The sequence below is a fragment of the Halomonas sp. AOP30-A1-24 genome, from assembly GCF_052378165.1.
Taxonomy (GTDB): domain Bacteria; phylum Pseudomonadota; class Gammaproteobacteria; order Pseudomonadales; family Halomonadaceae; genus Vreelandella; species Vreelandella citrativorans.
Genome location: NZ_JBQSXL010000001.1, coordinates 137,261 through 160,770, shown reverse-complemented (window position 1 = coordinate 160,770; position 23,510 = coordinate 137,261). Strand labels below are relative to the sequence as shown.

The following is a 23,510-nucleotide window of genomic DNA, read 5'->3' as shown; positions in this document are numbered from 1 at the left end:
GGAGGCTGGCATAATGTGCCGCCAACGCTGGAGAGATTCCCGAGTGGCCAAAGGGAGCAGACTGTAAATCTGCCGCGAAAGCTTCGAAGGTTCGAATCCTTCTCTCTCCACCAGATTTAAGCAGCAGCGACGTTTGTCGGTGTTGTGGGATGAAAGCCGGTAGAGGGCATTGTCTATCGTTCGGCGTGCAGCGGCTTGTAATCCATGCAGCAGTTACGCGGGCGTAGTTCAACGGTAGAACCTCAGCCTTCCAAGCTGATGGTGCGGGTTCGATTCCCGCCGCCCGCTCCAGTTGATGTGATTTGGCTCATGTAGCTCAGGGGTAGAGCACACCCTTGGTAAGGGTGAGGTCGACGGTTCAATTCCGTCCATGAGCTCCATATTTCGAGAAAAGCGAGCGAAGCTCGCTTTTTTTGTTTCTGAGTTCGTCTCTGTTTGTAGAGCGCTGCATGTTTTGAGTGTTCGATGCAGAGTGGGGTTGTCAGGTGGTTATTTCTCCGCTATCATGGCGCCCGCTGTTGTGTAGGCTTTTCTTTGCCTGTGCAGCGATGATAGGCCAGTGGCTCAATTGGCAGAGCAGCGGTCTCCAAAACCGCAGGTTGGGGGTTCGAGTCCCTCCTGGCCTGCCAACCTTCCCCAGGTTGGCATGTTTTTTCAGAATTCCTTTATTGTAGCCGCATCCCAAGGAGTCTCGTTTTATGAAGCCTGGTTCTGTAAAGCACGGTACCGAGGTGCAGCAGGCGCGCCATGACGGGCTTAAGTGGGCTGTGGTTGCAGCGCTGCTTGTCGTTGCTGTCGTTGGTAATACCTATTTCGCCGATATTGGCTTGCTCTACCGCGTATTAGGTGTGGTGGTGTTGTGTGTGCTTGCAGGTTTTATCGCACTTACCACTACTAAGGGTCGCGACTTAACAGAGCTTGCCGTAAGCGCCAAGAAAGAGATTCAGCGCGTTGTATGGCCGACCCGCCCCGAGACTATTCAAACCACTGCGATTGTTCTGGTGGCGGTTCTCGTGGTGGGGTTGATGCTGTGGTTGATTGACACTCTTCTTGGCTGGGCAATGTCCGGCGTCATTGGTTAGGAGTTTTCATGTCCAAACGTTGGTACGTCGTCCACGCCTATTCCGGTTTTGAGAAGCATGTTATGCGCTCACTGATTGAGCGCGTAAAAATGTACGGTATGGAAGATCGTTTTGGCGAAATTCTGGTGCCGACGGAAGAGGTCGTGGAAATGCGCGACGGCAAGCGCCGCAAGAGTGAGCGTAAATTCTATCCCGGCTATGTATTAGTCGAGATGGAGATGGCCGATGAGACATGGCATCTCGTTAATGAGACTCCGCGCGTTATGGGCTTCATTGGCGGAACGAAAGAGAAGCCGGCTGCAATCACGACCCGTGAAGCGGACGCTATTTTGCGTCGCGTTAAAGACGGAACCGATAAGCCGCGGCCCAAGACAATGTTTGAGCCGGGCCAGTCGGTACGTGTTATCGATGGTCCTTTTGCCGACTTCAACGGTTTGGTTGAAGAAGTCAACTACGACAAGAGCCGTTTGCAGGTCAGTGTATTGATCTTTGGGCGTGCAACACCTGTCGAACTTGAGTTTTCTCAGGTCGAGAAAGAGTAGGGCGCAGGTTAAGAAAACGTCTTAAATTCGTAAGAGGCAGCCGTTGGCTGTCTCGCTAGTCCCGGGGAGCCGCAAGGCGCTATTACCCAATTGGAGTATTTACCATGGCCAAGAAAGTCCAGGCTTATATCAAACTGCAGGTAGCTGCAGGTAAAGCCAATCCAAGTCCGCCCGTAGGCCCAGCACTGGGTCAGCACGGTGTGAACATCATGGAATTTTGTAAGGCGTTTAACGCAGCGACTCAAGAGATTGAGCCGGGTCTGCCGACGCCTGTCGTGATCACTGTCTACTCTGATCGTAGCTTCACGTTCGTTACCAAAACACCGCCTGCTGCCGTGCTGCTGAAAAAAGCCGCTGGTATCAAGTCGGGTTCTGGTGAGCCGAACAAGAAGAAGGTCGGTACCGTGACGCGCGAGCAGATTGAAGAGATCGCCAAAACCAAGGAGCCTGATCTGACGGCTTCTGATCTCGATGCCGCCGTACGTACTATCGCAGGCAGCGCTCGTAGCATGGGCCTTAACGTGGAGGGTCTCTGATCATGGCTAAACTGTCTAAGCGCGCGAAGGTAATTCGCGAGAAAGTAGATGCCAACAAGACGTACTCTCTGGAAGAAGCGGTTGCACTGCTTTCTGAGCTGTCTACTGTTAAGTTCAATGAGTCTGTTGATGTCGCGATCAACCTGGGTGTTGATCCGCGTAAATCTGACCAGGTCGTTCGTGGCGCAACCGTCATGCCTAACGGTACTGGTAAAGATGTACGCGTAGCGGTCTTCACTCAAGGTGCTAACGCCGATGCTGCTAAAGAAGCAGGCGCTGACATCGTGGGTATGGATGAGCTGGCTGAGCAAGTGAAGAAAGGCGTGATGGATTTTGACGTCGTTATCGCTTCTCCGGACGCTATGCGCGTTGTTGGTCAGCTGGGCCAGATTCTTGGTCCGCGCGGCCTGATGCCGAACCCGAAAGTTGGCACCGTAACGCCTGACGTTGCAACCGCAGTTAAGAACGCCAAGGCCGGTCAGGTACGTTTCCGTACTGACAAAAACGGTATTATTCACACGACACTGGGTAAAGTGACGTTTGATGCTGCGTCTGTTCAAGGCAACCTGGAAGCGCTGGTTGCTGACCTTAAGAGGCTCAAGCCGAGCTCTTCTAAAGGTATTTACTTTAAGAAAGTCACCCTGTCCACTACCATGGGCCCAGGTCTGACTATCGACCACTCTGCGTTGGTGTAAGCAGACCGTCGACAGGTTTAAGTAAGAACCGAGCAAGAACTTTGCGGTCCTCTGGTTAGGTAAGCCTACTGGAGCACCGTCAAAGACCGCAGGTGCCGCGTTGGATGTTTTTATCTCAGCGCGGCTTAATTGCCTAAAGCGCCTGCGCAGATGGTGTGGCCGCCAGTTGGTTGAAGCTTTTTAGCGACATTGCTTTCTGGTGAGCACCATCCCCTAAGGCTTCCAGTGCTGGTTAGAGTAGGCCTGGAAGAGATGGTAACCTCCGGCGCCTTAAAAAGGCTCCGGCACGAAGGAGTGATCACTGTGCCACTAGCACTTGAAGGCAAGAAAGCGATTGTTGCCGAGGTCAGTGAAGCGGCCAAGGGCGCACTCTCCGTCGTAGTTGCCGATTCTCGCGGTGTAACGGTCGGTAAAATGACCGATCTGCGCAAGCAGGCACGTGAGAATGGTGTAGAGCTGCGTGTTGTTCGTAACACGCTGGCTCGCCGCGCCCTCGAGGGCACTCAGTGGGAGTGTCTGAACGAGAGCTTTGTTGGTCCGACTCTGTTGGCTTTCTCTACTGATCATCCGGGCGCTGCCGCTCGTTTGTTCAAGGATTTTGCTAAAACTGAGCAGAACTTCGAAGTGAAGGCGTTGGCCTACGAAGGCGAACTGATCCCGGCTGCTGACATCGACCGTCTGGCAACCCTACCGACTTACAACGAAGCAATTGCCAAGTTGATGTCGGTAATGAAAGAAGCCTCCGCTGGCAAGCTGGTTCGTACCCTGGCCGCTCTGCGCGATCAGAAGCAAGAAGAAGCTGCGTAAGCAGACCTTTTTGCAGGCAGCGTGAACGCTATGTCGGTTGCGTTGCCTGAACCGAGCAATGAATCCCGAGTTCTCGGCCGACCGAGACTCCCGCAAAGTTAGGAATGAAAAATGGCACTGTCTAAAGACGATATCATCAATGCTGTAGCCGACATGTCCGTAATGGAAGTTGTTGAGCTGATCGAAGCAATGGAAGAGAAATTCGGCGTATCAGCTGCTGCAGCTGTTATGGCTGGCCCGGCTGCTGGCGGCGAAGCTGCTGCAGAAGAGCAAACTGAGTTTGACCTGGTTCTGACCGCTGCTGGTGACAAGAAAGTTAACGTCATCAAAGCAGTTCGCGAAATCACTGGTCTTGGCCTGAAAGAAGCTAAAGGCGCTGTTGACGGCGCTCCGGCAACGATCAAAGAAGCCATGTCCAAAGACGACGCAGAAGCAGCAAAAGCGAAGCTGGAAGAAGCGGGCGCAAGCGTCGAGCTCAAGTAATTCTTGTGCTGACGGCTTTACGCGCTGCGTAAGCTTCCACGGCTGGCGGCGGGTTTTCCCGCTGCCGGCCTTTTTCTGTTGCAACGTTAAGGTTGCACCAGAAACACAGTAATACCGTTGTTGTAATACTGTTATCGATCAAGATTTTCGACGGCGAGCTACCGGTTTAGGAGCTTGCTGTCTGCGTCTGACACGCCCGCGCAGGGCAGCGATGACCACGCATCGGTCACCCATGGTGAACAAGCTGGGGAATACAGATGGCTTACTCATATACTGAGAAAAAACGCATCCGCAAGGATTTCGGCAAACTGCCCCAAGTGATGGATGTGCCTTACTTGCTGGCCATCCAGCTTGATTCCTATTACGACTTTCTCCAGCAAGATCGTTCGCCTGATGAGCGTCACGAAGTTGGCCTGCATGCGGCGTTCAAGTCCGTTTTCCCGATCGAGAGTTTCTCGGGCAACGCGGCACTTGAGTACGTTAGCTATCGCTTTGGTACGCCGGCGTTCGATGTTAAGGAGTGTCAGCTGCGTGGCGTGACCTATTCCGCCCCGCTGCGCGTCAAGGTTCGCTTGATCATTTATGATCGCGATTCCTCGAACAAGGCAATCAAGGATATTAAAGAGCAAGAAGTCTACATGGGGGAAATCCCCTTGATGACTGAGAACGGTACCTTTGTTATCAATGGTACTGAGCGGGTTATCGTTTCCCAGCTCCACCGCTCTCCCGGTGTGTTCTTCGATCACGACAAAGGCAAGAGCCACTCTTCTGGTAAGTTGCTCTACTCTGCTCGCGTAATTCCTTACCGTGGTTCCTGGTTGGACTTCGAGTTCGACCCCAAAGACAACGTGTTTGTACGTATTGACCGTCGCCGTAAACTGCCGGCCTCGGTGCTGATGCGTGCGTTAGGCATGAGTACTGAAGAAATCCTTGGTGAGTTCTTCGAAACCAGCGTTTTCCACATCGAGAAGTCTGGCTTCTCCGTGGAGCTGGTACCCTCGCGTCTGCGCGGCGAAACCGCCACCTTTGATATCAAGGATGGCAACGGCGACATCATTGTTGAAGAAGGTCGTCGGATTACTCAGAAGCACATTCGTCAGCTTGAAAAAGCCGGCCTTGAGCGTCTGGAAGTACCGATGGAATACCTGTTCGGTAAAACGCTGGCCAAGGATCAGATTGACACCAAAACCGGTGAGCTGATCTGCCCGTGCAACACCGAAATTACCCCTGAAGTGCTTGAGCGCATGGCGCAAGGCAGCATCAAGCGCATTGAAACGCTTTACACCAACGACCTCGACTGCGGCTCGTTCATTTCCGACACCTTAAAGTTGGATACGACTGGCTCCGCACTTGAAGCGCTCGTTGAAATTTATCGCATGATGCGTCCCGGCGAGCCGCCCACAAAAGAGTCTGCCGAGACGTTGTTTAACAACCTGTTCTTCTCTGAGGACCGCTACGACCTGTCGGGCGTAGGCCGCATGAAGTTCAACCGTCGCCTGCGCCGTGAATCCGATACTGGTTCCGGCGTACTGGATCGCAAGGATATCCTCGATGTGCTGCGCGAGCTGATCAATATCCGTAACGGCTTTGGTGACGTTGATGATATCGATCACCTGGGTAACCGTCGTATTCGCTGTGTGGGCGAAATGGCCGAGAACCAGTTCCGTGTCGGCCTGGTACGCGTTGAGCGTGCGGTAAAAGAGCGTCTTTCCATGGCGGAAAGCGAAGGCCTGATGCCCCAGGACTTGATCAACGCCAAGCCAGTTGCAGCGGCGGTGAAAGAGTTCTTCGGTTCAAGCCAGCTGTCCCAGTTCATGGACCAGAACAACCCGCTTTCGGAAGTTACCCACAAGCGTCGTGTGTCTGCACTCGGCCCGGGTGGTTTGACCCGTGAGCGCGCTGGCTTTGAAGTACGTGACGTACACGCCACGCACTACGGCCGTTTATGCCCGATCGAAACACCTGAAGGACCGAACATCGGTCTGATCAACTCGCTGGCCACCTACAGCCACACCAACAGCTACGGCTTCCTCGAAACGCCGTACCGTAAGGTGAATGCGGGTCAGGTAACTGACGATATTGTGCACCTCTCTGCTATTGAAGAGGGCGACTACATCATCGCTCAGGCTTCTGCAGCGGTAGATGAGTCCAATAAGCTTTCTGACGACCTGGTTCAGGTGCGTCACCGTGGTGAAACCACCTTTATGCGTCCTGAGCAAGTGACGCTGATGGACGTTTCTCCTCGCCAGGTCGTGTCGGTGGCGGCTGCCCTGATTCCGTTCCTGGAGCACGATGACGCTAACCGCGCCTTGATGGGTGCGAACATGCAGCGTCAGGCCGTTCCTACTCTGCGTGCGGACAAGCCGCTGGTAGGCACCGGCATGGAGCGCTTCGTTGCGCGTGACTCTGGCGTATGTGCCGTGGCGCGTCGTGGCGGTGTGATCGACTCCGTCGATGCGCGTCGTGTGGTAGTACGGGTTAGCGAAGATGAGATCATCGGTGGTGAAGCCGGCGTTGATATCTACAATCTGACCAAGTACACCCGCTCGAACCAGAACACCTGTATGAACCAGCGCCCCATTGTGCGTCCTGGCGACAGCGTTGCACGTGGCGATATTCTGGCTGACGGCCCGTCTGTTGACATGGGTGACCTGGCACTGGGTCAGAACATGCGCATCGCGTTCATGCCTTGGAACGGCTACAACTTCGAGGACTCCATTCTGCTCTCTGAGCGGGTCGTTCAAGAAGACCGTTTCACCACGATCCACATTCAGGAACTGACCTGTGTGTCTCGCGACACCAAGCTAGGGCCGGAAGAGATCACCTCTGATATTCCCAATGTCGGTGAGTCCGCGCTGGGTAAATTGGACGAGGCGGGCGTCGTGTACATCGGTGCTGAAGTTGGCCCGGGCGACATTCTGGTCGGTAAGGTAACGCCGAAGGGTGAAACCCAGCTGACGCCAGAAGAGAAGCTACTGCGTGCGATCTTCGGTGAGAAAGCGTCTGACGTAAAAGATACCTCCCTGCGTGCTCCTACGGGCATGAAAGGTACGGTTATCGACGTTCAGGTGTTCACTCGCGACGGCGTTGAAAAAGATTCACGTGCGCTCTCCATCGAGCAAATGCAGCTGGATGAAGTGCGTAAGGACCTGCAGGAAACCTACCGTATTGCTGAAGACGCAACGTTTGAGCGTCTGCAGCGTACGCTGGATGGCCAAGCGGTTAACGGCGGTCCGAACCTCAAGAAAGGCGACGTGCTGGACGAGGCTTACCTCGACGAGCTGCCGCGTCAGCAGTGGTTCAAGCTGCGCATGCAGGATGAGGCTTACAACGAGCTTCTGGCCCAGGCCGACGAGCAGTTGGAAAACCGTCGTAAAGAGATGGACGAGCGTTTTGAAGACAAGAAACGCAAGCTGACTCAGGGCGATGATCTGGCGCCTGGCGTGCTCAAAATCGTCAAGGTTTACATGGCGGTCAAGCGCCGTGTCCAGCCAGGCGACAAGATGGCGGGTCGCCACGGTAACAAGGGTGTTATCTCCGCGATTATGCCGATCGAAGACATGCCGTTCGATGAGAAGGGCGAGCCGGTCGATGTGGTACTTAACCCCTTGGGTGTACCGTCGCGTATGAACGTGGGTCAGATTCTTGAAACGCACCTGGGAATGGCAGCGCGTGGTTTGGGTGTCAAAATCGACGCTATGCTACGTGATGCGCGCGGCCAGCAGGTTGCCGAGATCCGTGACTTCCTTGGTCAGGTATACAACACGCCGGGTGCGCGCCTTGAAGATCTGAATTCGCTCAGTGATGACGAAGTTATCGCGCTGGCGAAAAACCTGAAAGGCGGTGTCCCCATGGCCACGCCGGTATTTGATGGTGCCGAAGAGCACGAAATCAAACACTTGCTGAAGCTTGCTGACATTCCTGAGTCTGGCCAGATGGTGCTGCACGATGGCCGTACCGGTGATGCGTTTGATCGCCCGGTCACCGTCGGCTACATGTACATGCTGAAGCTGAACCACTTGGTAGACGACAAGATGCACGCTCGTTCTACCGGCTCTTACTCGCTGGTTACCCAGCAGCCCTTGGGTGGTAAAGCACAGTTCGGTGGTCAGCGCTTTGGTGAGATGGAAGTGTGGGCGCTGGAAGCCTATGGCGCGGCCTACACCCTGCAAGAGATGCTCACCGTCAAATCGGACGACGTCGAAGGCCGCACCAAGATGTACAAAAACATCGTGGATGGCGACCACACCATGCAGGCAGGCATGCCGGAATCCTTCAATGTACTCGTGAAGGAAATCCGCTCGCTGGGCATCGATATTGAGTTAGAGAGCTAGGAGCCGTGCTATGAAAGATTTGGTGAAAGTACTCAAATCGCAGTCTCAGTCCGAAGAGTTTGACGCGATCAAGATTACTCTGGCGTCGCCGGACATGATTCGCTCCTGGTCGTTTGGCGAGGTGAAGAAGCCTGAGACCATTAACTACCGTACCTTTAAGCCGGAGCGGGACGGTCTGTTCTGCGCCAAGATTTTTGGCCCGGTAAAGGATTACGAGTGCTTGTGCGGTAAGTACAAGCGCATGAAGCACCGCGGCATCATTTGTGAAAAGTGTGGCGTTGAAGTCACCAAGGCAGCCGTGCGCCGTGAGCGTATGGGGCACATTGAGCTGGCCTCGCCGGTTGCTCACATCTGGTTTTTGAAATCATTGCCGTCGCGTATCGGCATGTTCCTCGATATGACCCTGCGTGATATCGAGCGCGTGCTGTACTTTGAGTCCTTCGTTGTTATCGATCCAGGCATGACCACGCTTGAGCGTGGTCAGCTGATGAACGATGAGCAGTACTTTGAAGCCCTTGAAGAGTTCGGCGATGACTTCGATGCCCGCATGGGTGCCGAAGCGGTGCAAGAACTCCTCAAAGATATTGATCTTGAAGAAGAGATAAACACCCTGCGTGAAGAGATTCCGCAGACTAACTCTGAAACCAAGATCAAGAAGCTTTCCAAGCGTTTGAAGCTGCTGGAAGCGTTTTACCACTCCGGCAATGCGCCGGCGTGGATGGTCATGGAAGTGCTGCCTGTCCTGCCACCGGATTTACGTCCGCTGGTACCGCTGGACGGCGGCCGCTTCGCGACCTCCGATCTCAACGACCTTTACCGTCGTGTGATCAACCGTAACAACCGCTTGAAGCGTCTGCTCGACCTTAATGCGCCGGATATCATCGTGCGCAACGAGAAGCGTATGCTTCAGGAAGCGGTCGATGCTTTGCTTGACAACGGTCGTCGTGGCCGCGCGATCACGGGCTCCAACAAGCGCCCGCTGAAGTCGCTCGCCGACATGATCAAAGGTAAGCAGGGTCGTTTCCGTCAGAACTTGTTGGGTAAGCGCGTCGATTACTCGGGCCGTTCGGTGATTACCGTGGGTCCTACTCTGCGCCTGCATCAGTGTGGTCTGCCGAAGAAAATGGCACTGGAGCTGTTCAAGCCGTTTATCTACTCCAAGCTTCAGTCGCTAGGCTTCGCCTCAACGATTAAAGCCGCGAAGAAAATGGTTGAACGCGAGCTGCCGGAAGTGTGGGACATCCTTGCCGATGTTATCCGCGAACACCCGGTACTGCTTAACCGTGCACCGACGCTTCACCGTCTGGGTATCCAGGCGTTTGAACCGCTGCTGATCGAAGGTAAAGCGATCCAGTTGCACCCGCTGGTGTGTGCGGCCTACAACGCCGACTTCGACGGTGACCAGATGGCGGTACACGTGCCGCTGACCCTGGAAGCCCAGCTCGAAGCCCGTGCGCTGATGATGGCGACCAACAACGTGCTGTCGCCCGCCAACGGCGAGCCGATCATCGTGCCGTCGCAGGACGTTGTTCTGGGTCTTTACTACATGACCCGTGAGAAGATCAACGCCAAGGGCGAAGGCATGGTGTTCTCTGACCTCAACGAGGTTGAGCGCGCCTTCGGTACTCAGTCGGTATCGCTGCACGCCCGTGTCAAGGTGCGTCTGGACGAGGTCGACATCGAAGAAGAGACCGGCGAGAAGTCATTCCATCGTCGTCTATACGAAACCACGGTTGGCCGTGCGCTGTTGTTCCGCATTCTGCCTGAAGGCGTGCCGTTTGCGCTGATCGACCAGCCGATGAAGAAGAAGGCGATTTCTGGCCTGATCAACGAAGTATATCGCCGCTCCGGCCTCAAGCCGACGGTCATCTTCGCTGACCAACTGATGTACACCGGTTTCCGTCTGGCGACCTGGTCCGGCGCCTCTATCGGCGTTAACGACTTCGTCATCCCGGATGCCAAAACCGAGATCGTCGACGCGGCCGAAGCTGAAGTCAAAGAGATCGAAGACCAGTTCTCTTCTGGCCTGGTAACTGCGGGCGAGAAGTACAACAAGGTTATCGATATCTGGTCCAAGGCCAACGATAAAGTCGCCAAGGCGATGATGACCGGTATTTCCAAAGAGACCGTTATTGACCGCGATGGCAACGAAGTTGAGCAGGAATCGTTCAACAGCGTCTTCATCATGGCCGACTCCGGTGCACGGGGTAGTGCCGCTCAGATCCGCCAGTTGGCGGGTATGCGTGGCCTGATGGCCAAGCCGGATGGCTCGATCATCGAGACGCCGATCGTGGCCAACTTCCGTGAAGGCCTGAACGTACTTCAGTACTTCATCTCGACCCACGGTGCACGTAAAGGTCTGGCGGATACGGCTCTGAAAACGGCTAACTCCGGTTACTTGACGCGTCGTTTGGTGGACGTGGCCCAGGATCTAGTGATCACCGAGGTTGACTGTGGTACTGAAAACGGTCTGACCCTGCACCCTATTATCGAGGGTGGCGACATCATCGTACCGCTATCACAGCGCGTATTGGGTCGTGTGGTTGCGTTGGATGTGGTTGATCCAGGTACTGAAGAGGTCCTGATCCCGCGTAACACGCTGCTTGACGAGAAGTGGTGTGCTGAACTCGACACCATGGGTGTGGATGAGATTATCGTACGCTCAACCATTACCTGTGACACACCGCACGGCGTATGTTCGTCCTGTTACGGACGTGATCTTGCCCGCGGTCACCAGGTCAACATCGGTGAATCTGTCGGTGTTATCGCCGCTCAGTCAATCGGTGAGCCGGGTACCCAGCTGACCATGCGTACGTTCCACATCGGTGGTGCGGCATCGCGTTCATCGGCCGTCGATAGCGTACAGGTCAAGCACGGCGGTAAGGTTCGTCTGCATAACATTAAGCACGTAGAGCGTACCGACGGTAAATTGGTCGTGGTATCGCGTTCTAGCGCCCTGGCGGTGGCTGACGATCACGGTCGTGAGCGTGAGTACTACAAGCTGCCCTACGGTGCTGAGCTTTCCGTGCGCGACGGCGACGTGGTTGATGCCGGTGCGATGGTTGCCAAGTGGGATCCGCACACCCATCCGATCATTGCTGAAGTAGAGGGTAAGGCGCAGTTCATCGATCTCGACGAAGGTGTCACCATGCATCGCTCAGTCGACGAGATGACCGGCCTCTCCTCTATCGAAGTCATTGAGTCCGCCGCCCGCCCGATGGCTGGCCGCGACAAGCGTCCGATGGTCATGCTGCAAGATGCGACCGGTGAGTACGTGTCGGTTTCCGGCTCGAACACGCCAGTGCAATATCTGCTGCCAGGCAATTCCATTATCTCCGTTGATGATGGTTCTACCATCGGTGTGGGTGAGGTAGTTGCCCGTATTCCGGTTGAGGCATCAGGTAACAAGGATATCACCGGTGGTCTGCCGCGCGTTGCTGATCTGTTCGAAGCACGTAAGCCGAAAGAGCCGGCAATCCTTGCCGAAATCAGCGGTGTGGTGAGCTTCGGTAAAGAGACCAAAGGCAAGCGTCGTTTGACGATTACTCCAGGGTCTGGCGATCCGTTTGAAGCGCTGATCCCGAAATGGCGTCAAATCGCCGTCTTTGAAGGTGAAAGTGTTGAGAAGGGTGAGGTCATCTCCGATGGCCCGAGCAACCCGCACGATATTCTGCGTTTGCTCGGCGTAGCGGAGCTTGCCAAGTACATTACGGCCGAAGTGCAAGATGTTTACCGTCTGCAGGGCGTAGGTATCAACGACAAGCACATCGAAGTTATTGTGCGTCAGATGCTACGTAAGGTCGAAATTGCCGATTCAGGCGATTCTGACTTCATCACCGGCGACCAGGCTGAGCTTGTGCGCGTGCTGGAGCAGAACGCTCGTCTCGAAAAAGAAGGTAAATTCCCGGCGAAGTATCAGCGCTTGTTGCTGGGTATCACCAAGGCCAGCCTTGCGACCGAATCGTTCATCTCTGCGGCCTCCTTCCAGGAGACAACCCGCGTACTGACCGAGGCGGCCGTTACCGGCAAGCGCGACTATCTGCGCGGTCTGAAAGAAAACGTGGTAGTTGGGCGTCTGATTCCGGCAGGTACCGGTCTGACTCACCACGCTGAACGTCGCCGCAAACGCGAAGACGTTGAGCGCCTGTTCAACCCCTCAGCGACTGAGGTAGAGCAGGAGCTTGGAGCACAGTTGACAGCACTTGATTCTGACGACGAGCTCTAAAAAACGAGTAGTAAAAAATGAGCATCTGACCCTGGAAGCGCTATCTTGCCGGTTAAACCGCCGGCAAGACTTGACGTCGACTAGGGTCAGCCTTTAGAATGCGCAGCCTTTAACAGTGGGGTGGGTGCGCCCGCATCCGCTGCCCGTATTTGTTGAAAGGCTAGGCAACCATTGGAGTCAGCTAAACACCATGGCAACGATTAATCAGCTAGTGCGTAAGCCGCGCAAGCGCCCCGTTACTAAAAGTGACGTGCCCGCGCTTCAGGCTTGTCCGCAAAAGCGCGGCGTATGTACGCGCGTATACACCACTACTCCCAAGAAGCCGAACTCGGCCCTGCGTAAGGTTTGCCGTGTGCGCCTGACCAACGGTTTTGAAGTTTCTTCTTACATTGGTGGTGAAGGTCACAACCTGCAGGAGCACTCTGTTGTTCTGATTCGCGGCGGCCGTGTAAAGGATTTGCCAGGTGTGCGTTATCACACCGTTCGTGGCGCCCTTGACACCTCTGGCGTACAGAATCGTAAGCAGGGCCGTTCCAAGTACGGTACTAAGCGTCCGAAGTCTTAAGACAGCTTGCCGTCACGCTGTGTTTGCAGCGTATGTAACGTAATGTCCAACACGAATATGATGGTCTGATAAGAGTAAGGTCGGGCAGTGCAGGGTAGTCGATACTAAGCGCGAGTTCCGGGTTTACCTGAAGGATCCTTAATTGAGGGCTTATCATGCCTAGAAGAAGAGTTGTAGCTAAACGCGAAATCCTGCCGGATCCTAAGTTCGGAAGTGAGCGTCTGGCGAAGTTCATGAACCATCTGATGGTCAGCGGCAAGAAGTCCATAGCTGAGCGCATTGTTTACGGTGCGTTGGACAAGGTTGCCGAGCGTAGTAGTGAAGAGCCGCTGGAAATCTTCGACAAAGCGCTGGAAACCATCCAGCCGATGGTCGAAGTGAAGTCGCGCCGCGTGGGTGGTGCGACCTATCAGGTTCCGGTTGAAGTTCGTCCGTCTCGCCGCCAAGCGCTCGCTATGCGCTGGTTGGTAGACGCGGCGCGTCGCCGCGGTGAAAAAACGATGGTTCAGCGTCTGGCAGGCGAAATGCTGGATGCCGCAGAAGGTAAAGGTTCTGCTGTTAAGAAGCGCGAAGACGTGCATCGTATGGCCGAAGCCAACAAGGCTTTCTCGCACTATCGTTTCTAAGAGCGTCCCTTTCAAGAGTGACGTTTTTAAGTACGGCGTTTGTAAGCGCAGTGTTTATAAAGTTCGCGTTTATATATGCACGTTGTTTCAGCAGGGCGTCGTTGGAAGTGGTAGGTCGAGTCGCTTTGTTGCAACACCCCGCCGTTATCATTCTGTGATAGCGGCGGTAGCGTAAGGCTCACTTTTGCCACTGCTAAGTTAACGAGCATCGCCAACTAACGGGAGTTTCACCGTGGCACGCAAGACACCACTTAATCGTTATCGCAATATTGGTATCGTAGCGCACGTTGATGCGGGTAAAACCACAACGACCGAGCGGGTACTGTTCTATACCGGCTTGAATCACAAGTTGGGTGAAACACACGAGGGTGCCTCAACGACTGACTGGATGGAGCAGGAGCAGGAGCGTGGCATTACGATCACCTCTGCCGCTGTCACCACCTTCTGGCAAGGTATGGCCAAGCAGTTTGATGAGCACCGTATCAACATCATCGATACGCCTGGGCACGTTGACTTCACCATCGAAGTTGAGCGTTCATTGCGCGTTCTTGATGGTGCGGTTGTCGTACTGTGTGGGTCTTCCGGCGTTCAGCCCCAGACCGAAACAGTATGGCGTCAGGCCGATAAGTACGAAGTGCCGCGTATGGTCTTTGTTAACAAAATGGACCGTACTGGCGCTGATTTCTTCATGGTTGTTGACCAGTTGAAAGAGCGCTTGGGTGCGAATGCCGTGCCGATCCAGATTAACTGGGGTACGGAAGAAGACTTTAAGGGCGTTATCGACCTGATTCAGATGAAGGCTATCCTGTGGGATGAGGCTAGTCTGGGTATGAATTTCGAGCTCGTGGATATTCCGGCTGAGTTGCAAGAGACTGCCGAGAAGTATCGCGAACAGATGGTTGAGGCGGCTGCCGAAGGCTCTGACGAGCTGATGGATAAGTACCTGGAAGGCGTCGAGCTGTCGATCGAAGAGATCAAGGCGGGTCTTCGTGCGCGTACTCTGGCCAATGATATTGTTCTGGTTACCTGTGGTTCTGCCTTTAAGAATAAGGGTGTTCAGGCGGTGCTGGACGGTGTTATCGAGTACATGCCTTCGCCAACTGAAGTTAAGGCGATTGAAGGTGAGCTGGACGATAAAGATGGCACCATCGCTAAGCGTGAAGCCGATGACGATGCGCCGTTTGCGGCGTTGGCATTCAAGATCGCTACCGACCCCTTCGTTGGTACGTTGACCTTTATCCGCGTTTACTCGGGCGTTCTGAAGTCTGGCGACGGTGTATATAACTCCGTTAAGCAGAAGAAAGAGCGCGTTGGCCGTATCGTACAGATGCACGCCAACTCGCGTGAAGAGATCAAGGAAGTACTCGCTGGCGATATTGCAGCATGTATCGGTCTGAAAGACGTCACCACGGGTGATACCCTGTGTGATATCGATAACAAGATCGTTCTTGAGCGCATGGAATTCCCGGATCCGGTTATCTCGGTAGCTGTTGAGCCGAAGTCCAAGGCTGACCAGGAAAAAATGGGTATTGCGCTGGGTAAATTGGCCCAGGAAGATCCTTCTTTCCAGGTTAAAACCGACGAAGAAACCGGCCAGACGATTATTTCTGGTATGGGTGAGCTTCACCTGGATATTCTCGTTGACCGTATGCGTCGCGAGTTTAAGGTGGAAGCCAATATCGGTAAGCCGCAGGTAGCATACCGCGAAACTATTCGTGGCAGCATTGAGCAGGAAGGCAAGTTTGTACGTCAGTCCGGTGGTCGTGGTCAGTACGGTCACGTTTGGCTGCGTATTGAGCCGCTGACTGCTGAAGAGAAGGGTGAAGGCGAAGAAGAGATTTTCTTCAAATTCAACTCTGAGATCGTAGGTGGTACGGTTCCCAAGGAATACGTCCCTGCGGTTGAGAAAGGCGCTTACGAGCAGCTTAAAAACGGTGTCATCGCGGGTTACCCGATGATCGACGTTAAAGTGACGCTGTTCGACGGCTCCTTCCACGACGTAGACTCTAACGAGACTGCGTTCAAGATTGCTTCTTCTATGGCAGTGAAGGAAGGTGCCAGGAAGGCCAAGGCCGTGCTGCTGGAGCCGGTGATGAAGGTCGAAGTCGTGACTCCCGAGGAATTTATGGGTGACGTCATGGGCGACCTGAGCCGTCGTCGCGGTCTGGTGCAGGGTATGGATGACTCTTCTTCTGGTAAAGTCATTCGTGCGACGGTGCCGCTGGGTGAGATGTTCGGTTACGCAACCGACCTGCGCTCACAAACCCAGGGCCGTGCGAGCTACTCTATGGAGTTCTCGAAGTACGACGAGGCGCCCTCCAGCGTCGTTGAAGCCGTCATCAATCAAAACGGTTAACCGTTAGCTAACGTAAAGAGGTTATAGCAGTGGCTAAGGAAAAATTCGAACGTTCCAAACCGCACGTCAACGTCGGCACCATCGGTCACGTCGACCACGGTAAAACGACTCTGACTGCGGCCCTGACCCGCGTGTCTGCTGAGGTTTTCGGCGGCGATTGGCGTGAATTTGATACTATCGATAACGCTCCTGAAGAGCGCGAGCGTGGTATCACCATCGCGACTTCCCACGTGGAATATCAGTCTGAAGAGCGTCACTACGCGCACGTTGACTGCCCGGGGCACGCTGACTACGTCAAGAACATGATCACCGGTGCTGCGCAGATGGACGGCGCGATCCTGGTATGTTCTGCTGCTGACGGCCCGATGCCGCAGACGCGCGAGCACATCCTGCTGTCTCGCCAGGTTGGCGTTCCGTACATCGTTGTGTTCCTGAATAAAGCGGACATGGTCGATGACGAAGAGCTGCTTGAGCTGGTTGAGATGGAAGTTCGTGAGCTCCTCGACGAGTACGACTTCCCGGGCGATGACACGCCGATCATCACTGGTTCAGCGCTGATGGCTCTGAACGGTGAAGATGAGAACGGTATGGGTACTACCGCCGTTGCTAATCTGATCAAAGCTCTGGATGCTTACATTCCTGAGCCGGAGCGTGCTATCGACCAGCCGTTCCTGATGCCGATCGAAGACGTATTCTCTATCTCTGGCCGTGGTACTGTTGTTACTGGTCGTGTAGAGCGCGGTATCGTTAAATCCGGTGAAGAAGTGGAAATCGTGGGTATCCGCGACACCACGAAAACCATCGTTACCGGTGTTGAAATGTTCCGTAAGCTGCTCGACGAAGGCCGTGCGGGTGAGAATGTTGGTGCGTTGCTGCGTGGTACCAAGCGTGATGACGTTGAGCGTGGTCAGGTTTTGGCCAAGCCGGGTACTATCAACCCGCACACCACGTTCGAAGCCGAAGTTTACGTACTGTCCAAAGAAGAAGGTGGTCGTCACACGCCTTTCTTCAAGGGCTACCGTCCGCAGTTCTACTTCCGTACCACTGACATCACCGGTACTTGTGAACTGCCGGAAGGCGTTGAAATGGTAATGCCGGGTGACAACGTTCAGATGGTTGTTACCCTGATTGCTCCGATCGCTATGGACGACGGTCTGCGCTTCGCTATTCGCGAAGGTGGTCGTACCGTTGGTGCTGGCGTTGTGGCAAAAATCGTTAAGTAATCGATTTACTTGATCGATGAAGGGGGCTCTCGCGAGCCCCCTTTTCTGCGCACCAATAGCAAATGTTTGACATGGGCTTTTGGCGTGCCTATAATGCGCATCCTTTGAATGCGTGGGTAGACGGCTCGCGCCGTCGACATCCATTGGAGTTTAGGGCAAATGCAGAACCAAAAGATTCGCATTCGGTTGAAAGCGTTCGACCATCGCCTGATCGATCAGTCCACAGCGGAGATTGTTGAAACCGCTAAGCGTACTGGTGCTCAGGTTCGTGGGCCGATCCCGCTGCCGACCAACCGCGAGCGTTACACCATCCTGGTTTCACCGCACGTTAATAAGGATGCGCGTGATCAGTATGAGATTCGTACGCACAAGCGTGTGCTCGACATCGTTGAGCCAACTGAAAAGACTGTTGATGCGTTGATGAAGCTTGATCTCGCCGCTGGCGTAGACGTGCAAATCAAGCTCAACTAATTACACTAGACACTTGCGGCCCAGCGTTCATCATTTATCGCATGAACAGCAGCCGCCGCGCCGTGAGGCGCCACACAATGTGCTAGTGGAATGCTCTGGAAAGGGCAGCCATAGCGGGTGATAGCCCCGTACACTATAGGAGACTGAGTATGACTATCGGTTTAGTCGGTACAAAGGCCGGGATGACCCGTGTCTTTACCGAAGATGGCGCATCCGTGCCCGTGACCGTTATTGAAGTTGATCCTAATCGTGTGACGCGCGTTAAGACCATTGAGTCTGACGGCTACGCAGCGATTCAGATCACTACAGGTTCTCGTAAAGCCAAACACCTCACCAAAGCGCAGGCTGGTCAGTTTGCCAAAGCGGGTGTTGAAGCTGGTCGTTCACTGATGGAATTCCGCCTTGCAGAAGGCGAAGAAGCTCCAGAAGTGGGTGGCGAGCTCACCGTATCCCTCTTCGAAGCTGGTCAAATGATCGACGTGACCGGCACCTCTAAGGGTAAAGGCTTCCAGGGTGCTGTTAAGCGCTGGAACTTCCGTACCCAAGACAACAGCCATGGTAACTCCCTGTCGCACCGCGCGCCGGGTTCTATCGGCATGTGTCAAACACCAGGTCGCGTATTTAAAGGCAAGAAAATGGCCGGTCAAATGGGTAACGCCCGTTGCACCGTACAGAGCCTTGAGATCGTCCGTGTTGACGCCGAGCGTAACCTGCTGCTGATCAAGGGCGCCGTACCGGGAGCACCCGGCAGCGACGTTATCGTTCGCAGCGCCGTGAAAGCTGGCTGAAGGGGATAATTACCAATGAATCTGAATCTTGCTGCAGGCACGGGTACCGTTGAAGTAGCCGACGCCACTTTTGGCAAAGAATTCAACGAAGCGCTAGTTCACCAGGTTGTTACCGCCTATTTGGCTGGTGGCCGTCAAGGTACTCGCGCTCAAAAGAGCCGTTCCGATGTTCGCGGTGGTGGTAAAAAACCGTGGCGTCAGAAAGGTACCGGCCGTGCACGTGCTGGTACCATCCGTTCTCCGCTGTGGCGCAGTGGCGGCGTAACCTTCGCGGCACGTCCGCAAGACTATACCCAGAAGGTTAACCGCAAAATGTACCGCGCGGCGATGCGCTCCATCCTGTCTGAACTTGTCCGTCAAGAGCGTTTAGTCGCAATTGAAGAGTTCAGCGTCGAAGCGCCCAAGACCAAGCAGGTAGCTGCTAAGCTGAAAGAGCTCAACCTTGAGAAAGTGTTGATCGTCACTGAAGAAATGGACGAAACGCTCTATCTAGCCGCACGCAACCTTCCCCACGTTGACGTGGTGGATGTCGCGGCAGCTGACCCGGTGAGCCTGGTTGCCTTTGATAAGGTCCTGGTCACCGTCTCCGCCCTGCGTAAATTCGAGGAGAAGCTGGCATGAACCAGGAACGCGTATTCAAGGTTCTGCTTGGACCGCACGTGACCGAAAAGGCCGCGATGGCTGCAGAGCGCAACCAGTACGTTTTCAAGGTGGCATCTGATGCTACCAAGCCCGAGATCAAGAAAGCCGTTGAAATACTGTTCGGCAAACAGGTCGGCAGCGTTCAGGTGTTGAACGTTAAGGGTAAAACCAAGCGTACTGCACACGGCGTTGGCCTGCGTAAGGGTTACCGCAAAGCTTATGTGACCCTGGCTGCGGGTGAAACGCTCGAAGACTTCTCTGGCGCCGAATAAGGGCAGGAGTACGGATAATGGCAATCGTCAAGACCAAACCCACATCCGCCGGTCGTCGCCACGTCGTCAAGATCGTTGGCGAGGAACTGTACAAAGGCCGTGCGTATGCGCCGCTTTTGGAAAAACAGTCCAAGTCCGGTGGCCGTAATAATAACGGTCGCATCACCACCCGCCACGTGGGCGGTGGTCACCGTCAGCACTACCGTTTGATCGACTTCAAGCGCACCAAAGATGGCATTCCAGCCACTGTTGAGCGTCTTGAACACGATCCGAACCGTAGCGCGCATATTGCACTATTGAAATATGCAGATGGCGAGCGTCGTTACATCATTGCACCGAAAGGTGTCAGCGCGGGTGACGTGCTGGAATCTGGTGTCAACGCGCCCATCAAAAAAGGCAATGCCTTGCCGCTGCGCAACATTCCGCTTGGTTCTACCGTTCACGGTATCGAACTGAAGCCGGGTAAAGGCGCGCAGATTGCTCGCAGTGCCGGTACTAGCGCTCAGCTGGTTGCTCGTGAAGGTAACTACGCCACCTTGCGTCTTCGCTCTGGCGAAATGCGTAAGATCTTGGCTGAGTGCCGCGCAACACTGGGTGAAGTGAGCAACTCCGAGCACAGCCTGCGTCAACTTGGCAAGGCCGGTGCGAAGCGCTGGAGAGGCGTGCGTCCGACTGTTCGCGGTGTCGCGATGAACCCGGTAGACCACCCGCACGGTGGTGGTGAAGGCCGCACTAGTGGTGGTCGTCACCCGGTATCCCCATGGGGCGTACCGACTAAGGGTCACAAGACGCGTAAGAACAAGCGCACCGACAAGCTGATTACCCGTCGTCGTAACAAGACGCGTTAATCGAAATTGCCAAGAACTTAAGAGGTAACGGCTGTGCCACGTTCACTAAAGAAAGGTCCCTTCATTGACCTTCATCTTTTGAAGAAGGTAGAGGCTGCAGTGGAGAAGAACGACCGTAAACCGATCAAGACCTGGTCGCGTCGTTCGATGATCCTGCCCAACATGGTAGGTCTGACTATTGCGGTCCATAACGGACGCCAGCATGTCCCGGTGCACGTCTCCGAGGAAATGGTGGGTCATAAACTTGGCGAATTCGCTGCTACTCGCACATATCGCGGGCATGTTGCGGACAAGAAAGCCAAACGGTAAGCCAGAGAGGATTTAGAGATGGAAGTCACAGCTAAGCTGAGTGGCGCTGCTTTATCCGCACAGAAGGCCCGTTTGGTGGCTGACCAGGTGCGCGGTAAACCGGTCGCCGAAGCTATTGACCTGCTGACCTTCTCACCGAAGAAGGCTGCCAAACTGGTCAAGAAAGTGCTTCAGTCCGCCATCGCGAATGCGGAAGAAAATAACGGCATGGACATCGACGAGCTGCGTGTCTCGACCATCTGCGTCGATGAGGGCATGACGCTCAAGCGTATCAAGCCGCGCGCCAAAGGCCGTGCGGATCGTATCTTGAAGCGCACCTGCCACATCACCGTCAAGGTAGCCGAGAAGTAGGAGTCGACCAGATGGGTCAGAAAGTCAATCCAACAGGCATTCGACTGGGCATCGTCAAAGACCATGCTTCTGTCTGGTATGCCGAGCGCGGCGCCTATGCCGATAAGCTCAATAACGATCTCGAAGTGCGCAGCTTCCTGGAAGAGCGTCTTAAAAGCGCTTCCGTAAGCCGCATTCACATCGAGCGTCCGGCTAACAACGCCCGCATCACCATTCACACTGCCCGTCCGGGTATCGTGATCGGTAAAAAAGGTGAAGATGTCGACCGTCTGCGTCGCGATCTTACCGAAATGATGGGCGTTCCGGTTCATGTGAACATCGAAGAAGTTCGCAAGCCAGAGCTGGATGCCAAGCTAGTCGCTGCTAACGTAGCGGGTCAGCTTGAGCGTCGCGTCATGTTCCGTCGTGCCATGAAGCGCGCGGTACAGAACGCAATGCGTCTTGGCGCTGGCGGCATCAAGATTCAGCTGTCAGGTCGTCTTGGTGGTGCCGAAATCGCACGTACCGAATGGTACCGCGAAGGTCGCGTTCCGCTGCACACTCTGCGTGCGGACATCGACTACGCCACTTACGAAGCTCACACCACCTATGGCGTCATCGGCGTTAAAGTGTGGATCTTCAAGGGCGAAATCCTCGGCGGTATCGAGGAAGTGCGTGCCAAGGCTAAGCAACAGCAGCCTGCCGGCAACGCGCCCAAGAAGAAAGGTTCCAGGTAAGGGGAGAGCGAGTCGATGTTACAGCCCAAGCGTATGAAATTCCGCAAGATGATGAAAGGCCGCAACCGTGGCCTAGCGCATCGCGGAAGCAAGATCAGCTTCGGGGAGTACGGTCTGAAAGCTACTGGTCGCGGCCGCATCACTGCGCGTCAGATCGAAGCCGGCCGTCGTGCGATCACACGTCACGTTAAGCGTGGCGGTAAAATCTGGATCCGCGTTTTCCCTGATAAGCCGATTTCCAAGAAGCCGCTCGAAGTTCGTATGGGTAAAGGTAAAGGTTCTGTTGAGTACTGGGTAGCCCAGATCCAACCGGGTCGGGTCCTGTACGAAATTGAAGGCGTATCCGAAGAGCTGGCCCGTGAAGCGTTTGAACTGGCCGCACAGAAGATGCCCTTATCCACCACCTTTGCGAAACGGACGGTGATGTGATGAAAGCCCAGGAAATTCGTGAAAAGTCAGCAGGAGAGCTCAAAGAGCAGCTCCTCGAGCTACTCCGCGAGCAGTTTAACCTGCGCATGCAGAAGGCCACTGGCCAACTGAGCCAGACTCATCTGCTCAAGCAGGTCCGTCGGGATATCGCCCGCGTTAAGACTGTGCTCAACGAGAAGGCAGGTGATTGAGATGGCCGAAGAGAAAAAAACCCGTACGCTCACCGGTAAGGTGGTGAGCGACAAGATGGATAAATCCATCGTCGTTATGATCGAGCGTCGTGAACGTCACCCGATCTACGGAAAATACGTTAAGCGCTCCACCAAGCTGCACGCCCATGATGAGGCGAACCAGGCTAAGGCAGGCGATACGGTTTCCATTCAGGAGTGCCGTCCGCTTTCCAAAAAGAAAGCCTGGACGCTGGTCGAGGTGGTTGAGCAGGCTAAGGGTTAATTACCTAAAGTCTGCCGATCAGTGCAGTCAGATTAGGTTTGGAGAAAACCGATGATTCAGACTCAGACAATGCTGGATGTCGCCGACAACAGCGGAGCGCGCCGGGTGCAGTGCATCAAGGTGCTAGGCGGTTCACACCGTCGCTACGCCCGCGTTGGTGACGTCATTAAGGTAACGGTGAAAGAAGCTATTCCGCGTGGCAAGGTCAAAAAAGGCCAAGTCATGAAAGCGGTAGTGGTTCGCACCCGTAGTGGCGTCCGTCGTAGTGACGGTTCGCTGATCCGTTTCGATGGAAATGCGGCGGTTTTGTTGAATAACACCAACGAACAGCCGATCGGCACGCGCATCTTCGGGCCGGTTACTCGTGAGCTTCGTAATGAGAAGTTCATGAAGATCATTTCCCTAGCGCCTGAAGTGCTGTAAGGAGCGAGGCGGATATGCAAAAGATCAAACGTGACGATGAAGTCATCGTCATCGCCGGGAAGGATAAAGGCAAACGTGGTACCGTTAAGCGGGTATTAGAAAACCGCTTCGTGGTATCGGGTGTGAACATGATTAAACGTCACACCAAGCCGAATCCCATGGCGGGAAATCAGGGCGGTATCGTCGAGCGTGAGGCTCCGATTCACGCGTCCAACGTAGCCATCTTCAATTCGGAGACCGGTAAGGCGGATCGCGTCGGCTTCCAAGTTAAGGAAGACGGTACCAAGGTACGTATCTACAAGTCGACGCAGACGCAGATCGACGCCTAACGCGA

25 protein-coding genes and 4 tRNA genes are annotated in these 23,510 nt (G+C 54.7%); all 29 read left to right on the top strand.

The features are described from left to right. The first annotated feature begins 29 nt into the window (after positions 1-29). The 29 genes from ACT3TJ_RS00795 (at position 30) to rplX (ending at position 23,505) form a co-directional block, all read left to right on the top strand. A tRNA-Tyr gene (locus ACT3TJ_RS00795) sits at positions 30-113 on the top strand. A gap of 104 nt (positions 114-217) precedes the next feature. Continuing rightward, positions 218-291: transfer RNA gene (locus ACT3TJ_RS00790), tRNA-Gly, on the top strand. A 14-nt stretch (positions 292-305) separates the two neighbouring features. After that, positions 306-380, top strand: a tRNA-Thr gene (locus tag ACT3TJ_RS00785). A gap of 173 nt (positions 381-553) precedes the next feature. Further along, positions 554-629 (top strand) — tRNA-Trp (locus ACT3TJ_RS00780). Between the two features lie 69 nt (positions 630-698). Next, complete coding sequence (gene secE, locus ACT3TJ_RS00775) at positions 699-1,082, top strand: preprotein translocase subunit SecE (RefSeq protein WP_172117723.1); 384 nt, start codon at positions 699-701, stop codon at positions 1,080-1,082. A gap of 8 nt (positions 1,083-1,090) precedes the next feature. Continuing rightward, positions 1,091-1,624, top strand: a complete 534-nt coding sequence (gene nusG / locus ACT3TJ_RS00770; RefSeq protein WP_172117722.1) for a transcription termination/antitermination protein NusG — start codon at positions 1,091-1,093, stop codon at positions 1,622-1,624. 104 nt (positions 1,625-1,728) lie between these two features. Further along, entirely contained in the window at positions 1,729-2,160 is a 432-nt protein-coding gene (gene rplK, locus ACT3TJ_RS00765) for a 50S ribosomal protein L11 (protein WP_172117721.1), read from the top strand. A gap of 2 nt (positions 2,161-2,162) precedes the next feature. Beyond that, entirely contained in the window at positions 2,163-2,855 is a 693-nt protein-coding gene (rplA, locus tag ACT3TJ_RS00760) for a 50S ribosomal protein L1 (protein ID WP_444621344.1), read from the top strand. Between the two features lie 303 nt (positions 2,856-3,158). Next, positions 3,159-3,662 (top strand): 50S ribosomal protein L10, encoded by a 504-nt coding sequence (rplJ, locus tag ACT3TJ_RS00755; RefSeq protein ID WP_106374976.1) that lies wholly within the window; start codon positions 3,159-3,161, stop codon positions 3,660-3,662. A gap of 111 nt (positions 3,663-3,773) precedes the next feature. Continuing rightward, on the top strand, positions 3,774-4,145 hold the full coding sequence (rplL, locus tag ACT3TJ_RS00750; protein WP_087108966.1) for a 50S ribosomal protein L7/L12: 372 nt from the start codon (positions 3,774-3,776) through the stop codon (positions 4,143-4,145). A 257-nt stretch (positions 4,146-4,402) separates the two neighbouring features. Further along, positions 4,403-8,479: a DNA-directed RNA polymerase subunit beta gene (gene rpoB / locus ACT3TJ_RS00745; protein ID WP_444621345.1), complete on the top strand. Its 4,077-nt coding sequence runs from the start codon at positions 4,403-4,405 to the stop codon at positions 8,477-8,479. Between the two features lie 10 nt (positions 8,480-8,489). Further along, on the top strand, positions 8,490-12,704 hold the full coding sequence (gene rpoC / locus ACT3TJ_RS00740; protein ID WP_444631137.1) for a DNA-directed RNA polymerase subunit beta': 4,215 nt from the start codon (positions 8,490-8,492) through the stop codon (positions 12,702-12,704). Between the two features lie 190 nt (positions 12,705-12,894). Next, positions 12,895-13,269, top strand: a complete 375-nt coding sequence (gene rpsL, locus ACT3TJ_RS00735; protein ID WP_009098973.1) for a 30S ribosomal protein S12 — start codon at positions 12,895-12,897, stop codon at positions 13,267-13,269. Positions 13,270-13,424: 155 nt separating this feature from the next. Further along, on the top strand, positions 13,425-13,895 hold the full coding sequence (gene rpsG, locus ACT3TJ_RS00730; protein WP_018917738.1) for a 30S ribosomal protein S7: 471 nt from the start codon (positions 13,425-13,427) through the stop codon (positions 13,893-13,895). A gap of 232 nt (positions 13,896-14,127) precedes the next feature. After that, a complete protein-coding gene (gene fusA, locus ACT3TJ_RS00725) occupies positions 14,128-16,251 on the top strand; it encodes an elongation factor G (protein ID WP_444631136.1) in 2,124 nt (707 codons plus the stop codon). Between the two features lie 29 nt (positions 16,252-16,280). Beyond that, on the top strand, positions 16,281-17,474 hold the full coding sequence (tuf, locus tag ACT3TJ_RS00720) for an elongation factor Tu (RefSeq protein ID WP_444627780.1): 1,194 nt from the start codon (positions 16,281-16,283) through the stop codon (positions 17,472-17,474). Between the two features lie 159 nt (positions 17,475-17,633). Beyond that, positions 17,634-17,945, top strand: a complete 312-nt coding sequence (gene rpsJ, locus ACT3TJ_RS00715; RefSeq protein ID WP_087108956.1) for a 30S ribosomal protein S10 — start codon at positions 17,634-17,636, stop codon at positions 17,943-17,945. A 149-nt stretch (positions 17,946-18,094) separates the two neighbouring features. Continuing rightward, complete coding sequence (gene rplC / locus ACT3TJ_RS00710; RefSeq protein WP_172117715.1) at positions 18,095-18,733, top strand: 50S ribosomal protein L3; 639 nt, start codon at positions 18,095-18,097, stop codon at positions 18,731-18,733. A gap of 15 nt (positions 18,734-18,748) precedes the next feature. Further along, complete coding sequence (gene rplD / locus ACT3TJ_RS00705; RefSeq protein WP_172117714.1) at positions 18,749-19,354, top strand: 50S ribosomal protein L4; 606 nt, start codon at positions 18,749-18,751, stop codon at positions 19,352-19,354. After that, positions 19,351-19,647 (top strand): 50S ribosomal protein L23, encoded by a 297-nt coding sequence (rplW, locus tag ACT3TJ_RS00700; protein WP_087108950.1) that lies wholly within the window; start codon positions 19,351-19,353, stop codon positions 19,645-19,647. Before rplD ends, rplW begins: the two co-directional genes overlap by 4 nt. 17 nt (positions 19,648-19,664) lie before the next feature. Beyond that, a complete protein-coding gene (gene rplB, locus ACT3TJ_RS00695; RefSeq protein ID WP_444665427.1) occupies positions 19,665-20,495 on the top strand; it encodes a 50S ribosomal protein L2 in 831 nt (276 codons plus the stop codon). Positions 20,496-20,528: 33 nt separating this feature from the next. Then, the gene (gene rpsS, locus ACT3TJ_RS00690) at positions 20,529-20,804 is read left to right on the top strand and encodes a 30S ribosomal protein S19 (RefSeq protein ID WP_027337511.1); all 276 of its coding nucleotides are present in this window, start codon (positions 20,529-20,531) and stop codon (positions 20,802-20,804) included. Positions 20,805-20,822: 18 nt separating this feature from the next. Next, positions 20,823-21,155, top strand: a complete 333-nt coding sequence (gene rplV / locus ACT3TJ_RS00685) for a 50S ribosomal protein L22 (RefSeq protein ID WP_009723900.1) — start codon at positions 20,823-20,825, stop codon at positions 21,153-21,155. 11 nt (positions 21,156-21,166) lie between these two features. Continuing rightward, on the top strand, positions 21,167-21,871 hold the full coding sequence (gene rpsC / locus ACT3TJ_RS00680) for a 30S ribosomal protein S3 (protein WP_087108946.1): 705 nt from the start codon (positions 21,167-21,169) through the stop codon (positions 21,869-21,871). Positions 21,872-21,886: 15 nt separating this feature from the next. Continuing rightward, positions 21,887-22,300 carry a 50S ribosomal protein L16 gene (rplP, locus tag ACT3TJ_RS00675; protein WP_007112000.1) on the top strand — a complete coding sequence of 138 codons (414 nt, stop codon included), beginning with the start codon at positions 21,887-21,889 and terminating at the stop codon, positions 22,298-22,300. Beyond that, positions 22,300-22,491: a 50S ribosomal protein L29 gene (rpmC, locus tag ACT3TJ_RS00670; protein ID WP_027337514.1), complete on the top strand. Its 192-nt coding sequence runs from the start codon at positions 22,300-22,302 to the stop codon at positions 22,489-22,491. The genes rplP and rpmC overlap by 1 nt, the downstream gene beginning before the upstream one ends. Position 22,492: 1 nt before the next feature. Further along, positions 22,493-22,753, top strand: a complete 261-nt coding sequence (gene rpsQ, locus ACT3TJ_RS00665; protein ID WP_009723897.1) for a 30S ribosomal protein S17 — start codon at positions 22,493-22,495, stop codon at positions 22,751-22,753. Between the two features lie 51 nt (positions 22,754-22,804). After that, positions 22,805-23,176, top strand: a complete 372-nt coding sequence (gene rplN / locus ACT3TJ_RS00660) for a 50S ribosomal protein L14 (RefSeq protein WP_172117712.1) — start codon at positions 22,805-22,807, stop codon at positions 23,174-23,176. A gap of 14 nt (positions 23,177-23,190) precedes the next feature. Beyond that, entirely contained in the window at positions 23,191-23,505 is a 315-nt protein-coding gene (gene rplX / locus ACT3TJ_RS00655) for a 50S ribosomal protein L24 (RefSeq protein ID WP_009723895.1), read from the top strand. Positions 23,506-23,510: the final 5 nt, after the last annotated feature.